The sequence below is a fragment of the Streptomyces sp. NPDC059477 genome (assembly GCF_042749375.1).
Lineage (GTDB): Bacteria > Actinomycetota > Actinomycetes > Streptomycetales > Streptomycetaceae > Streptomyces.
In genome coordinates this window covers 1-16,406 of sequence record NZ_JBHYUG010000070.1, presented here as the reverse complement: position 1 = coordinate 16,406, position 16,406 = coordinate 1, and the positions used below count along the sequence as shown (strand labels likewise).

Genomic DNA, 16,406 nt, shown 5'->3' with positions numbered 1-16,406 from the left:
CCCCGGCTCGCGGTCGGCCGCCGCCCCCCGGCGGGGGGGGGGGCCTCCCCCGCGGGCCCCGCCCCCCCCCCCCCGCCGCCCGACGCCCCGGACGAGAGCGAGGTCCACTGGTCCGCGACCGGCGGACTGCCCGGTCTCGCCGGCCTGCTGGCCGCCCGTCCCCGGCGCCTGCGCCTCACCGGCATCCCCAACGCCCGCCTCACGGACGACCTCGCCGATCTGCGGCGGCTGGAGGGCAGCGGACACGAGGCCGCGCCCGGCGCCGACCCTCAGGACGTGCACGCCCTCGCCGAGGAGCACGGCTACCACGCGGCGCTGACCTGGACCGGCGGCGCCGACGACGGCTCCTTCGACGCCCTGCTCGCCCTGGACGCCCCGCCGGTCGGCGCCTACCGGCCCTCCGGCGTCTTCCCGCACGCCAACCGACCCGCGCCCTTCCGGGACCCGGCCGCCCTGATGCGGACCCTGCGCGCGCACGCGGCGGAGTGGCTGCCGGACCACATGGTGCCGTCGGCGTTCGTGCCGCTGCACGCGCTGCCCGTCACCCCCAGCGGCAAGATCGACGCCCGCGCGCTGCCCGCGCCCGACTACGCGGCGCTCAGCTCCGGCCGCCCCCCGCGCACCCCGCGCGAGAAGCTGCTGTGCGCGCTGTACGCCGAGGTGCTGCGGCTGGACTCGGTGACCGCCGAGGACGACTTCCTCGCGCTCGGCGGCGACAGCATCAGCGCCATCCAGCTCCTCATCCGGGCCCGCGAATCGGGCCTGCGACTGACCGCCCGGGACGTGTTCCGGCACCGCACGGCCGAGGCCCTGGCCCGGGCCGCCACGGACCGTACGGAGGAGCGGGCGCCCGGCGCCGACCAGCCCCTGATCGCGCTCGGCGCGGCCGAACTCGCCGAGATCCAGGGCACCCGGCCGCTCACCGTCGCCGAACTGCTGCCGCTCACCCCGCTCCAGCAGGGCTTCTACTTCCACGCCCTGACCGGCGCCGACGCCTATGTCGTCCAGCAGGTCCTGGAGCTGGCGGGCCCGGTCGACGGCCCGGCCCTGCGCCAGGCGGCCCAGCGGCTGCTGGACCGGCACGCACCCCTGCGCGCCGCCTTCCGCGCCCGCCCCGACGGCACGCCGGTCCAGATCATCACCGAGGGCGCCGAACTCCCCTGGCGCGAGGTCGACCTGTCCACCCGGGACGACGCCCTGCGGCCCGCCCTGAGCGACGCCGTGGCGGCGGAGGAACGCGCGGCGCGCTTCGACCTGGGCGCGCCTCCGCTGCTGCGCTGCACCCTGGTCCGGCTGGACGCGGGCCACAGCCGGCTGGTGCTGACCTTCCATCACATCGTGGCCGACGGCTGGTCGCTGCCGGTGCTGCACCGCGAGCTGATGGCCTGCTACGGCACGGACACCCCCGCCCTGGCGCCGGTCACCCCGTACCGCGACTTCCTGCGCCGCCTGAGCACCCGGCAGACGCGGGGCGAGGACGCGGCGCACGCCGTGTGGCGCACCGCGCTGGCCGGGCTGGACGAGCCGACCCGGCTGGTGGACACCCCGGCCGACGGCACCGCGGCCCGTCCGGCGCAGGTCAGGGTGGAGCTGGACGAGGAGATCACCGCCCGGCTCGCCGAGCGGGCCCGCGCGCACGGGGTCACTCTCGGCACGGTCGTGCAGACGGCCTGGGGGCTGCTGCTGGGGCGGCTGACGGGCCGTGACGACGTGGTGTTCGGTACGACGGTGTCCGGCCGGGACAGCGAGGTGGACGGCATCGCCTCGATGGTGGGCCTGTTCATCAACACCCTGCCGACCCGCTTCCGCTGGACGCCCGCCACCCCGCTCGCCGATCTGCTGACCCGGCTCCAGGAGGAACAGGCCCGGCTGCTGGACCACCAGCATCTGGGGCTGGCGGAGATCCAGCGGCTGTCGGGCCACGCGGGCCGGGGCGAACTCTTCGACACCCTCGTGGTGTTCGAGAACTATCCCGCCGCGACCGGCCTCACGGACCCGGCGGGCCGGATCCGGATCACCGGCGACACCTTCCACGACACCGTGCACTATCCCCTCGCCCTGGTCGTCAGGCCCGGCCGCCGCCTCGATCTGCGGCTCAAGCACCACACGGACCGCGTCGACGGCAGCGCCGCCCGCGCGCTGGCCGACCGGCTGACCCGGATCCTGGCGGCCATCGCCGCCGACCCGTCCCGCACCGCCGCCTCGGTCGACCTGCTCACCCCCGACGAGGCGCTCACCGCGCATCCGGCGGGCGAGGACCGCCCGGTCCCGGCGACCACCCTGGCCGAGGCGTTCGCGGCCCAGGTCGCCCGCACGCCGGACGCCCTCGCCGTCGTCCACGCCGGTCAGCGGCTCACGTACGCCGAACTCGACGCCCGCGCCGGGCAACTCGCGGAGCGGCTGCGTGCCCGGGGCACGGGTCCCGGCGCGTTCGTCGGCGTCGCCGTGCCGCGTTCGGCGGAGCTGATGGTCGCCCTGCTGGGCGTGCTCAGGTCCGGGGCGGCCTATCTGCCGCTCGACCTGGACTACCCGGCGGACCGGGTGGCCCACATGCTCGCCGACTCGGGGGCCCGCACGGTCATCGCGCTCGGCGACAGCGCGCACCGGCTGCCCACGTCACCGGACACGGCCGTCCTGCTGCTCGACGGGGAGGACCATGGACCCCAGCCCATTCCCCTCCGCCCCACCCGCGCCACCCACCCCGACGACCCCGCCTACCTCATCTACACCTCCGGCTCCACCGGCCGCCCCAAGGGCGTGATCGTCACCCACCGGGCGATCGGCAACCGGCTGGCGTGGATGCAGGGCGCGTACGGGCTGCGCGGGGACGACCGGGTGCTCCAGAAGACGCCGTCCAGTTTCGATGTCTCCGTCTGGGAGTTCTTCTGGCCGCTCCTGGAGGGCGCCGCCGTGGTCCTCGCCCGGCCCGACGGCCACCGGGACCCGGCGTATCTCGCCGAACTGGTCCGGCGCGAGCGGATCACCACCCTGCACTTCGTGCCGTCGATGCTGGAGGCGTTCCTCCACCACGACGAGGTGCGTGCCGACCCGGCCTGGGCGGCGTCGCTGCGCCGGGTGTTCAGCAGCGGCGAGGCGCTGCCCACGGGCGCCGCGCGGCGCTGGCGGGAACTGACCGGCGTACCGCTGCACAATCTGTACGGCCCGACCGAGGCGGCCGTCGATGTCACCTTCCACCCCCACGACCCCGAGGAAGGGGACCAGGGCACGTCGGTGGCGATCGGGCGGCCGGTGTGGAACACCGGGCTGCGGGTGCTCGACTCCTGCCTGCGGCCGGTGCCCGACGGGGTGCCCGGTGAGCTGTATCTGACGGGTGTGCAGCTGGCGCGGGGCTATCACGCGCGGGCGGCGCTGACCGCCGAGCGGTTCACGGCCGACCCGTACGGCCCGCGCGGCGGGCGGATGTACCGGACCGGGGACCTGGTGCGGCGCCGGGCGGACGGGGTGATCGAGTATCTGGGCCGCACCGACCGGCAGGTCAAGCTGCGCGGCAACCGGATCGAGCCGGGCGAGATCGAGGCCGCGCTGACCGGGCTGCCCCAGGTCGCGCAGGCGGCGGTCACCGTGCGGGACGACACGCTCGTGGCGTATCTGGTGCTGGCCGTGCCCGCCGAGGCGACGGAGCTGCGCGAGGCGCTGACGGACCGGCTGCCCGCGCCCATGGTGCCCGGCGCGTGGGTGGTGCTCGACGCGCTGCCGCTCACCCCGAGCGGCAAGCTGGACCGGGCCGCGCTGCCCGCTCCCCAGGCCGTACGGGCCGCCGCGCGGGCCCCGCGGAGCCCGCGTGAGCAGGTGCTGACGGAGATCTTCGGTGCCGTGCTGAAGCTCCCGGACATCGGGGCCGACGACGACTTCTTCCTGCTCGGCGGCGACAGCATCAGCTCCATCGCGGTGTCCAGCCGGGCCCGCCGGGCGGGTCTCGCGGTCGATCCGCGCGATGTCTTCGAGCACCGCACGCCCGCCGCCCTCGCGACGGCCGCCGCCGTCAGCGAGGAGAGCGCCGCCCCCGTCTCGGAGTTCGCGCTCAGCGACGAGGAGCGCGGGCGCGTCGAGCGGCTGGCGCCCGGCCGGATCGAGGACGTGTGGCCGCTCGCGCCCCTCCAGGAGGGGCTGTTCTTCCACTCCACGTACGACGACGGGGCGCTCGACGTCTACACGGTCCACGAGTCGTTCGACTTCGCCGAACCGGTGGACACCGGGCGGCTGCTGGCGGCCACCCGCACCCTGCTGGCGCGTCATCCGAGCCTGCGGGCCGGGTTCACCAGCGAGGGGCTGCGCCAGCCGGTGCAGTTCATCGTGGCCGGGGACGGCGCCGAGATCCCGCTGACCGAGGCGGATCTGTCGGGCCTCGCCCCCGACGAGCAGGACCGGCGGCTGCGGGAACTGCTGGACGAGGAGCGCTCCCGCCGCTTCGACCTGTCCCGTCCCCTGCTGTTCCGGATGCTGCTGGTGCGGCTCGGTGCCGGGCGCGGCGACCGGCTGGTGATCGGCCGTCATCTGATCCTGTGGGACGGCTGGTCGGCCTGGCTGTTCCTGGACCAGCTCTTCGCGCTGTACGAGAGCGGCGGTGACCCGGCGGGGCTCGCGCAGCCCGGTGCGTACCGGGACTATCTGAGCTGGCTGGAGCGGCAGGACGACGGGTCGGCGACCCGGGCGTGGGGTGCGGCGCTGGCCGGTTTCGAGGAACCGACGCTGCTGGTTCCCGCGGTGCAGGACCGGGGGCTGGAACCGGTGATCCCGGTCCAGCTGGACGCGGTGCTCGACGCGGCGGTGGCCGGGCGGCTGCGGGAGACCGCGCGGCGGCACGGGCTGACCCTCAACACCGTGCTCAACGCGGCCTGGGGGCTGGTGCTGGCGGGGGTGACGGGCCGGACCGACATCGCGTTCGGCACGACCGTCGCGGGCCGGCCGAGCGAGGTGCCGGATGTCGAGAACGTGATCGGCATGTTCCTCAACACCGTCCCCGCCCGGATCGCCTTCGACCCGCGCGAGCCCGTGCTGGACCTGCTGCGGCGGGTGCAGGGCGAGCGGCTCGCGGTGATGCCGTACGAGCATCTGGGGCTCGGGGTGCTCCAGGCGGAGACCGGGCACCGGCGGCTGTTCGACACGCTGTTCGTGCTGCGCAACGCCGACAGCGACGAGCGGCTCGCGGAGCTGCGGGAGCGGCACGGGGCCACGGCCGTGGCCAATGTGGACGCCACGCACTACCCGGCGAACCTGGTGATCACGCCGGGCGAGCGGGTCCGGGTGACCCTCGCCTACCGGCCGGACCTGCTGGACGGGCCGTACGCCCGGGCGCTCCTGGACCGGTTCGTGCTGCTGGTCGGGCGGCTGGTCGCCGATCCGTCGGCGGCCGTGGGGTCGCTGGACGCGCTGCTGCCCGCCGAGGCCGCCGCGCTGGCCCGCGAGGACGCCGGGCAGCGGCAGCCGGTGCCGCACGAGACGGTGGCCGATCTGCTGGCGGCCCAGGCGGCCCGTACGCCCGACGCGACCGCGCTGGTGTTCGGGGCGCGGACGGTGACGTACGCCGAACTCGACGCGGCCTGCAACCGGATGGCGCGGCTGCTGATCGCGCGAGGGGCCGGGCCGGAGCGGGTGGTGGCGCTGGGGCTGCCCCGGTCGATCGACATGGTGGTGGCGCTGTTCGCGGTGCTGCGCACCGGGGCCGCGTATCTGCCGCTGGAGCTGGACCATCCGGCCGAGCGGCTGTCGTCCATGCTGGCCGACGCCCGTCCGCTGCTCCTGCTGTCGACGGCGGCCGTGTCGCGCACGCTGACCGGGGACACGCCGAGGGTGCTGCTGGACGACGCGGGGACGGTCGCGGAGCTGGCGGGGCTGTCCGAGGCGGCCGTGGAGGTGTCGTTCAGCCTGGACCACCCGGCGTACGTGATCTACACGTCCGGTTCCACGGGCCGTCCCAAGGGTGTGGTGACGCCGTACGCCGGGCTGACGAACATGCAGCTGAACCATCAGAAGGAGATCTTCGCCCCGGCGATCGCGGCGGCGGGCGGGCGGCGGCTGCGGATCGCGCACACCGTGTCGTTCGCGTTCGACATGTCGTGGGAGGAGCTGTTGTGGCTGGTCGAGGGCCACGAGGTGCACATCTGTGACGAGGAACTGCGGCGGGACGCGACCGCGCTGGTGGCGTACTGCGAGGAGCACCGCGTCGACGTGGTGAACGTGACCCCGACGTACGCCCATCTCCTCATCGAGGAGGGCCTGCTGGAGGGGCACCGGCCGCCGCTGGTGCTGCTGGGCGGCGAGGCGGTCACCGAGACGGTGTGGAACACCCTGCGGGACACCGAGGGGACGTACGGCTACAACCTGTACGGGCCGACCGAGTACACGATCAACACCCTCGGCGGCGGCACCGACGACAGTGCCACGCCGACGGTCGGACGGCCCATCCGGGCCACCCGGGCGCGCATCCTGGACACCTGGCTGCGGCCGGTGCCGGACGGGGTGGCGGGTGAGCTGTACATCGCGGGTGTCGGTCTGGCGCGCGGCTATCTGGAGCGGCCGGGGCTGACCGGCGAGCGGTTCGTGGCCGATCCGTACGGGCTGCCCGGTGAGCGGATGTACCGCACGGGCGACCTGGTACGGCGGCGGCCGGACGGCAATCTGGACTTCCTGGGCCGCACCGACGACCAGGTGAAGATCCGTGGGTACCGGGTGGAGCTGGGCGAGATCGAGACGGTCCTGGCGCAGCACCCGGAGGTGTCCCAGGCGGCCGTGCTCGCCCGCGACGACACGGCGGCGCCCGGCACCCAGCGGCTCGTCGGATATGTCGTGCCCGCCGAGCCGGACGCCGAGGCCCGCCGGGCAGCCGAGCGGGACCAGATCGGGGAGTGGCGGGACATCTACTCCGCCGAGTACAGCGAGATCGGCACCGCCCTGTTCACGGAGGACTTCGCGGGCTGGGACAGCTCCTACGACGGTGCGCCGATCCCGGTGGAGCACATGCGGGAGTGGCGCGAGGCCACCATCGAGCGGATCGGCGAGCTGCGGCCCCGCCGGGTGCTGGAGATCGGCGTCGGTTCGGGTCTGCTGCTGTCCCGGCTGGCCCCGGAGGCCGAGGCGTACTGGGCGACCGACTTCGCCGCCCCGGTGATCGCCAAGCTGAGCGCGGAGATCCAGGCGGACGCGGAGCTGGCGGCCAAGGTGGAACTGCGCTGCCAGGGCGCCGAGGTGACGGACGGACTGCCGGCCGGGTACTTCGACACCGTCGTCATCAACTCGGTCATCCAGTACTTCCCCAGCCTGGACCATCTGCGCCAGGTGATCCGGGGTGCGCTGGGCCTGCTCGCGCCGGGCGGCGCCCTGTTCCTCGGGGACGTGCGCGATCTGCGGCAGGCCCGGGTCTTCCAGACCGGCATCCAGCGCGCCCGCGCGGGCGCCGGCACCGACCGGGAGGCGCTGCGCCGGGCGGTGGAGCGTGGCCTGGCCCTGGAGAAGGAACTCCTGGTCGACCCCGACTGGTTCGCCACCCTCGGGGTGGGCGTCGAACTGCGCACCAAGGCCGGGCGGCATCACAACGAGCTGACCCGCTACCGGTACGACGTCGTGCTGTACGCCGACCCGGCGGACGCCGTGGCGGTCGCCGACGCCCCCGAACTGCCCTGGGGCGCCGAGCTGTCCGGCCATCTGGACGGCACCGGCCCGCTGCGGGTGTGCCGCATCCCGGACGCGCGCACGGCCGCCGACCTCGCCGAGCTGCGGGCGCTGGACTCCGGCCCGGTCCCGGAGGCGGGCGTGGAGCCGGACGACGTACGGCGGCTGGCGGCCGAGCACGGATACCGGGCGCTGACCACCTGGTCGGACGAGCCCGGGTTCTTCGACGCGGTGTTCGTCCCGGCGGACCGGCCCGGCCTTACGTCCGGTCTGCACCGGGCCCGGCCCGGGCGCGGTGAGGAGCCGTACGCGAACACCCCGACGGCCTCGCGCGGGGACAGCGCGCTCGTCCGGCGGCTGCGGGAGGACCTGGGGCGGCGGCTGCCCGGCTATATGGTCCCGGCGGCGTTCGTGGTGCTGCCGGGGCTGCCGATGAACGACAACGGCAAGCTCGACGCCCGCGCGCTGCCGGACGCCGAACCGGCGGTGGCGCTGTCGGCGGGGCGCGGGCCGCGCACGCCGGTCGAGGAGGTGCTGTGCCGGCTCTTCGCGGAGGTGCTGGGGCTGCCGCGTACGGGCGCGGAGGACAACTTCTTCGACCTGGGCGGTCATTCGCTGCTCGCGACCCGGCTGATCAGCCGGGCCCGCACCGAGCTGGGCGCCGAGCTGGCGATCCGTGATCTGTTCGAGGCACCGACGCCGGAGGCGCTGGCGGTGCGCGCGGAGAGTGGCCGTCCCGCGCGTCCGGCGCTGGTGGCGGCCGAGCGGCCCGCCCGTGTCCCGCTGTCGGCGGCGCAGCGGCGGCTGTGGCTGGTGGAGCGGATCGACAGCGGCGGGGTCGCGTACAACTTCCCGCTGGTGGTGCGGTTGCGCGGGCGTCTCGACGTCGACGCGCTGCGGGCGGCGCTCATGGATGTCGCCGACCGTCACGAGGCGTTGCGGACGCGTTTCCCGGAGGAGGACGGCGAGCCGTACCAGTGGATCGCGGGGCCGGGCGAGGTCGCGCCGGAGTTCCGGGTCGTGGACTGCGCGGAGGCGGAGCTGGCCGGGCTGATCGAGGCGGCGCAGCGGCGGCCGTTCGATCTGGGCGCCGAACTTCCGGTGCGGGCCGAGGTGTTCCGGCTGGACGCGCGGGACCAGGTGGTGGCGCTGGTGCTGCATCACATCGCCACCGACGAGTGGTCGGACCGGCCGTTCCTCGCCGACCTCACCACCGCCTACGCGGCCCGTCGCGCGGGCCGGACGCCCGGGTGGGCAGCGCTGCCCGTGCAGTACGCCGACTACACGCTGTGGCAGGAGACGCTGCTCGGCCAGGTCGGCGCGGAGCAGCTGGCCCACTGGACCGGCGTCCTGCGGGACCTGCCGGAGGAGCTGGCGCTGCCCGCCGACCGGGCCCGTCCCGAGCGGCCCACCGGGCGCGGCGGGAAGGTCCGGCTGGAGCTGGACGCGGAGGTCGCGGCGGCGCTGCGTGAGCTGTCCTCGGCCACCGGCACCAGCATGTTCATGGTGTTCCAGGCGGCCACGGCGGCGCTGTTGCACCGGCTGGGCGCCGGGGACGACATCCCGCTCGGCTCGCCCATCGCGGGCCGTACGGACGACGCCCTGGACGAGCTGGTCGGCTTCTTCGTCAACACGCTGGTGCTGCGCACCGATCTGTCCGGGGCGCCCTCGTTCCGGGGGCTGCTGGGCCGGGTGCGGGAAGCGGCGCTGGAGGCGTTCGAGCGGCAGGACCTGCCCTTCGACCAGGTGGTGGAGGCGGTCAATCCGCCCCGGGTGGCGGGCCGCAACCCGCTGTTCCAGGTCATGCTGGGCTACCACTGGCGGCCCGACGGCGACCCGGATGTGCTGGGGCTGGACACCGAGTGGTTCGACATGGACACCGGGGCGGCCAAGTTCGATCTGCACTTCACCTTCGTCGACGAGGCGGGCCGGCTCACGCTGCTCCTGGAGTACGCGGCCGACCTCTACGACGCCTCGACGGCCCAGCGCACGGCCGGCCGGCTGGCGCGGCTGCTGGCGCGGGTGGCCGCCGAACCGGACCGTCCGGTACGGGAGCTGGAGGTCCTGGACGCAAAGGAGCGGGACGCGGTCCTGGTGCGCTGGAACGACACCGCGCGTGCCGTCCCGGACATGACCCTGCCGGAGCTGTTCGCGGCGCAGGCGGCCCGCACGCCCGACGCCGTGGCGCTGGTGTCCGGCGCTCAGCGGCTGACGTACGCGGAGCTGGACGCGCGGGTGGAGCGGACCGCGCGGGTGCTCGCCGGGGCCGGGGTGCGGGCCGGGCGGACGGTGGCGGTGGCGCTGCCGCGTTCGGTGGACCTGGTGGTGGCGCTGCTGGCGGTGCACCGGGCGGGCGGCGCCTATCTGCCGCTCGATCCCGGCCAGCCGGACGAGCGCCGGGACCTGATGCTGGCGGAGGCCCGTCCGGTGTGCGTGGTGAGCGGGGCGCTGCCCGAGGGACCGGAGGGCGCGCTGCCGTCCTCGTACGATCCCGCGCAGCCCGCCTATGTGCTGTACACGTCCGGCTCGACGGGGCGCCCGAAGGGGGTGGTCGTGCCGCAGGAGGGCATCGTCAACCGGCTGCTGTGGATGCAGGACACCTATGGGCTCACGCCTGAGGACCGGGTGCTCCAGAAGACACCGGCCGGGTTCGATGTGTCGGTGTGGGAGTTCTTCTGGCCGCTGATCACCGGGGCGGCGCTGGTCGTCGCCCGGCCCGACGGCCATCGGGACCCGGCGTATCTGGCCGCGCTGATCCGGGAACAGGGCGTCACGACCGCGCACTTCGTGCCGTCGATGCTCCAGGCGTTCCTGGCGGAGGAGGCCGCCGCGCGGTGCACCGGGCTGCGCCGGGTGATGTGCAGCGGTGAGGCCCTGCCGGTGGCGGTGGCCCGGCGGTTCCACGAGGTGCTGCCCGCCGAACTGCACAACCTGTACGGGCCGACGGAGGCGTCCGTGGACGTCACGGCGATCGAGGTGGAGCGCGGGGCCGGGCGGGTGGTGATCGGCCGCCCGGTGTGGAACACGCGGGTGCTGGTGCTGGACGCGGCGCTGCGGCCGGTGCCGCCCGGGGTCGCCGGGGAGCTGTATCTGGCGGGCGTCCAGCTCGCGAGGGGCTATCTGGACCGGCCCGGGCTGACGGCCGAGCGGTTCGTCGCCGACCCGTACGGCCCGCCCGGGACCCGGATGTACCGCACCGGCGACCTGGCCCGCTGGACCGCCGGGGGCACGCTCGACTTCCTCGGCCGCACCGACGACCAGGTCAAGATCCGCGGGGTGCGGATCGAGCCCGGCGAGACCGCGGCCGTCCTCGCCCGGCACGAGGGCGTCGCCCACGCCGTGGTCGTCGCGCGCGAGGAGCGGCTGGTGGCGTATGTCGTCCCCGCCGCCGGGCAGGAGCCCGATCCGGTGGAGCTGCGCCGCCACACCGCCGCCGTGCTGCCCGAGCACCTGGTCCCGGCGGCCTTCGTCACCCTGGCGGGGCTGCCGCTCACCCCCAACGGCAAGCTGGACCGCCGTGCCCTGCCCGCCCCCGCGTTCACCGGGTCGGCGGCGAACGGGCCGCGCACCCCGCGCGAGGACATCCTGTCCGCCCTGTTCGAGGAGACCCTCGGCGTGGAGCGCGTCGGTGTGGACGACGACTTCTTCGCGCTCGGCGGTCATTCGCTGCTCGCGGTGCGGCTGGTCGCGGGCGTCCGGCGGGCCTTCGGCACGGAGGTGTCGCTGCGGACGGTCTTCGACGCGCCGACGGTGGCCGGGCTGGCGGAACGTCTCACCGAGGGCGGGTCCGGCAGCCGTCCGGCGCCCTCGGTCCGGGTGCGGCCCGAGCTGCTGCCGCTGTCCTCCGCCCAGCAGCGGCTCTGGGTGCTCTATCAGCTGGAGGGGCCCAGTGCGACGTACAACATCCCCTCCGCGTTCCGGCTGACCGGCGCGTTGGACGTCGGGGCGCTGCGGGCGGCGGTGCAGGATCTGGCCGCCCGGCACGAGACGCTGCGGACGGTGTTCCCGGACGAGGACGGCCGGGCCCGTCAGCTGGTGCTGCCCGAGGTGAGCGTCCCCTTCGAGGTGGCGGACGTGGCCGGGGAGCGGCTCGCGGAGCGGCTGGCCGAGGCCGGGGCGTACGGGTTCGCGCTGGATCGTGAACCCCCGCTGCGGGTGCATGTGTTCCGCACCGGTGAGCAGGACTGGACGCTGCTGATCCTGCTGCACCACATCGCCGGGGACGAGTGGTCGGAGGGGCCGCTGCACCGGGATCTGGCGCTGGCCTACGCGGCCCGGACGGCCGGGCGGGCGCCCGAGTGGGAGCCGCTGCCGGTCCAGTACGCCGACTACACGCTGTGGCAGCGGGAGGTGCTGGGCGACGAGTCGGACCCCGGGAGCCTGGCGGCGCGGCAGGTCGCGTACTGGCGGGGGGCGCTGGCGGGGCTGCCCGAGGAGCTGACGCTGCCGCTGGACCGGCCGCGCCCGCTGGAGGCGAGCTACCGGGGCGGCGCGGCGGACCTGTCGCTGGACGCGGATCTCGCGGCGGGTCTGGAGCGGCTGGCGCGCGACCACGGCGTGACGGTCTTCATGGTGCTCCAGAGCGCGGTGGCGGCGCTGCTGCACCGGCTGGGCGCCGGGGACGACATCCCGCTCGGCAGCCCGATCTCCGGCCGCAGCGACGCGGCCCTTGAGGACCTGGTCGGGTTCTTCCTCAACACGCTCGTCCTGCGCACGGACGTCTCCGGCGATCCGGCCTTCCGGGAGCTGCTGGCCCGGGTGCGGGAAGCCGATCTGGCGGCGTTCGACCATCAGGACGTGCCGTTCGAACGACTGGTGGAGGTCCTCAACCCGGCGCGCTCGCTGGCCCGGCATCCGCTGTTCCAGGTGATGGTGGTGTATCTGGCGGCCGGGGAGGGCGAGGCGGAGCTGCTGCCCGGGCTGCGGTCGGTGCGGGACGACGTGGGCCACACGACGGCCAAGTTCGATCTGTCCTTCGACTTCGTGGCGCGCGCCGACGGCGCCGGGGTGGACGGGGTGCTGGAGTACAGCGCCGATCTGTTCGACCACGCAACGGCCCGGTCGTTCGCGGACCGGCTGCGCCGGATTCTGCGGGCGGTGACCGCCGACCCGGACGTGTCGCTGGGGCGGATCGACATCCTCGGCGCCGAGGAGCGGCGGGAGCTGACCGGCGGCCGGTACGCCCGGCCCGCGCTCGCCGCGCCGACGACCGTGCCCGCGCTGTTCGAGGAGCGGGTGCGCCGCCATCCGGAGCTGCCCGCGGTCGCCTCGGACGGCCTGGAGCTGAGCTTCGCGGAACTGGACGCGGAGGCCAACCGGCTGGCCCGGGTGCTGGTCGGGCACGGGGCGGGCCCGGAGCGGTTCGTGGCGCTGGCGCTGCCGCGTACCGCGCGCTTCCTGGTGGCCGTGCTCGCGGTGCACAAGGCGGGCGCCGGTTATCTGCCGCTCGACCCGGACGCGCCCGGGGAGCGCACGGCGGAGGTGCTGGCCGACGCGGGTCCGGTGCTGACGCTGACGACCTGCGCGCTCGCCCCCGGGCTGCCGTCGGGTGCGCCCCTGCTGGTGCTGGACTCCCCGGACACGGCCGCCGAGATCGCCGCCCAGGACGCGGACGCCCTCACGGACGCCGACCGGACGGGCCCGCTGACGCCCCGCCATCCGGCGTATGTCATCTACACCTCGGGCTCCACAGGACGCCCCAAGGGTGTGGTGATCACCCATGAGACGCTCGGCAATCTCTTCCACAGCCACCGCGAGACCCTCTACGCCCCGGCGATCGAGGCGACCGGGCGGCGGCATCTGCGGGCCGGGCACGCCTGGTCGTTCTTCTTCGACGCCTCCTGGCAGCCGCAGCTGTGGCTGCTGGACGGACACTGTGTGCACATCGTGTCCGAGGAGGTGCGGCGCGACGCCGAACTCCTCGCGGCGGCCGTGCGCGAGCACCGCTTCGACTTCCTGGAGGTCACCCCGTCGCTGTTCACACAGCTGGCGGACGGCGGCCTGCTGGCGGGCGACGACTGCCCGCTCGCGGTGGTCGGCGTGGGCGGCGAGGCCGTCCCGCTCGCGCTCTGGCAGCGGCTCGCCGGGCTGCGCGCCACCGAGGCGTTCAACCTCTACGGCCCGACCGAGTCCACCGTGGACGCCTTGGTGGCCCGGGTCCGCGACAGCGAACGCCCGCTGGTGGGCCGCCCGGTGGCCGGAACCCGGGCATACGTCCTGGACGGCCTGCTGCAACCGGTGCCGCCCGGCGTGACCGGCGAGCTGTATCTGGCGGGCGGTGGGCTGGCCCGCGGCTATCTGGGCGCACCCGGCCAGACCGCCGAACGGTTCGTGGCCGACCCCTTCGGCCCGTCCGGCTCGCGGCTGTACCGCACCGGGGACCTGGCCCGCTGGAGCGCCGACGGCCGGATCGACTACCTGGGCCGGGCCGACGACCAGGTCAAGATCCGTGGTTTCCGCATCGAGCCCGCCGAGATCGAGTCCGCGCTGACCGCTCATCCATCGGTCGCCCAGGCTCTGGTGACGGTCCGCGAGGACGGTCCGCGCAAGCAGCTGGTGGCGTACGTCGTCCCGGCGCCCGGCACGGCACCGGACCCGGCGGGACTGCGCGCCCATGTCGGCGGGCGGCTGCCGGACCACATGGTCCCGGCGGCGGTGCTGGTCCTGGACCGGTTCCCGCAGCTCGCCAACGGCAAGCTGGACCGGGCCGCGCTGCCCGCGCCCGACTTCACCGCCCTCTCCGTGGGGCGGGCGCCCGAGACGCCCATGGAGAAGGCGCTCGCCGCGGTCTTCACCCAGGTGCTGGGGCTGGAGCGGATCGGCGTGGACGACGACTTCTTCGTCCTCGGCGGGGACAGCATCGTCGCGATGCAACTGGTGGGCCGGGCCCGCGCGGCGGGCCTGCGGATCACCCCGCGGCTGGTGTTCCGGCACCGCACGGTGGCGGCGCTCGCGGCGGTCGCCGAGCACACGGACGCCTCGGCGCCGCGCCCGCAGGACGACGGCACGGGCACGATCGCGTTCACCCCGGTCATGCACTGGCTGCGGGAACTGGGCGGCCCCGTCGCCTCGTACCACCAGTCGGCTCTGGTGCGCACCCCGGCCGCGCTGGATCTGCCCGGTCTGACGGCGGTGCTCCAGGCGCTGGCCGACCGGCACGATCTGCTGCGGGCCACCCTGGTCCGGCCCTCGCGGGAATCCGCCGAGGACTGGTCGCTGCACGTGCCGCCCGCCGGGGCGGTCGACGCGGCCGGCTGGATCGAGCGGGTGGACGTCACCGGCCTGGACGCGCGGGCGCTGGAGGCGGTGGTCCGGGAACGGGCGCACGCGGCGCGGGCATCGCTGGACCCGGACGCCGGGGTGATGGTCCGGGCGGTGTGGTGCGACGCGGGCGAGGCTCCCGGCCGACTGCTGCTGCTGGCCCACCACCTGGTCGTCGACGGCGTGTCGTGGCGGGTGCTGCTGCCGGATCTGGTGGCGGCCTGGCAGGACGTGTCCGCCGGGCGGCCGGTACGGCTCGCGCCCGTGGAGACCTCGTTCGCCACCTGGTCCCGGCTGCTCACGGAGCTGGCCCAAGACCCGGCGCGCGAGGCGGAACTCCCGGTGTGGCAGGCCGTCCTGGACGGCGGCACCGAGCCGTTCCCGCTGCTGCGCGCGCCCGACCCCGACCGGGACACCGTCTCGGCCGTCCGGGAGATCGCCCTGCGCCTGCCGGCCGAGCGGACCGGGCCACTGCTGTCCTCCGTGCCCGCCGCGTTCGGCGCCGACGTCAACGACGTCCTGCTCGCGGGCCTCGGCCTGGCCTTCGCGGACTGGCGGCGCCGCCACGGCGGCTCCGACACCTCCGTGCTGGTCGACCTGGAGGGCCACGGCCGCGAGGAGGAACTCGGCGGCGACAGCGTCGACCTGTCCCGTACGGTCGGCTGGTTCACCAGCGTCTACCCGGTCCGGCTCGACCCCGGTCCACTGGACCCGGCCGCCGCGGCCGACGCGTTCGCCGGGGGCCCGGCGGCGGAGGAGGCCGTGCGCCGGGTGCGCGCGCAGTTGGCGGCGCTGCCCGCGAACGGCGTCGGATTCGGCCTGCTGCGGCACCTCGACCCGGGTACCCGGGAGGTGCTGGCGGGCCACGAGCCGCCCCGGATCGAGTTCAACTATCTGGGCCGGTTCGGTATCCCCGAGGACACCGACTGGTCGTACGCGCCCGAGGAGGACGCGGCGGACATCGGCGCCGAGGGCGCGATGCGGGCGGGGCACGCGCTGGAGATCAACGTGGTGACCGAGGACCGGGCGGACGGTCCGGTGCTGGCCGCGCACTGGTCGTACGCGGAGGGACTGCTGTCCGCGGACACCGTGCGGGACCTGGCCGAGACCTGGTTCCGCGCGCTGGAAGGGCTGGTCGAGCGGGCGAGCCGTTCTCGGCCGTGACATGACATCGGGTGCCGTGGAACCGGGCCGGCCGGTGCCACGGCACCCCGGGTCGCCGGACCCGCGGCACCCCAGGTTTTCGACAAGGAGAGGAATCGAGATGAGCAACCCGTTCGAGGACCCCGACGGCACCTACCTGGTGCTGGTCAACGACGAGAACCAGCACAGCCTGTGGCCCGACTTCGTGGCGGTGCCGGACGGCTGGCGCACGGTCCACGGGCCGGAGTCCCGGCCGTCCTGCGTGGAGTACGTGGAGACCCACTGGACCGACATGCGCCCGCGCAGCCTCGCGGAGTCCATGGACGGCTGACGGTACGACGAAGCACGACGAAGGGGGGAGGGTCTGTCTCTTA

General features: G+C 75.0%; 2 protein-coding genes. Both read left to right on the top strand.

Translation table 11 applies throughout. The features are described from left to right. Positions 1–16,053 (top strand): amino acid adenylation domain-containing protein (locus tag ACFXAZ_RS28315; RefSeq protein ID WP_384596951.1); only part of this gene is annotated, 16,053 nt, incomplete at its 5' end. Between the two features lie 100 nt (positions 16,054–16,153). After that, positions 16,154–16,363, top strand: a complete 210-nt coding sequence (locus tag ACFXAZ_RS28310) for an MbtH family protein (protein WP_384596949.1) — start codon at positions 16,154–16,156, stop codon at positions 16,361–16,363. Positions 16,364–16,406: the final 43 nt, after the last annotated feature.

Bases quoted from the DNA above. Each gene is read 5' to 3' on its own strand.
- ACFXAZ_RS28310 (WP_384596949.1), top strand. From the start codon at position 16,154: ATGAGCAACCCGTTCGAGGACCCCGACGGCACCTACCTGGTGCTGGTC.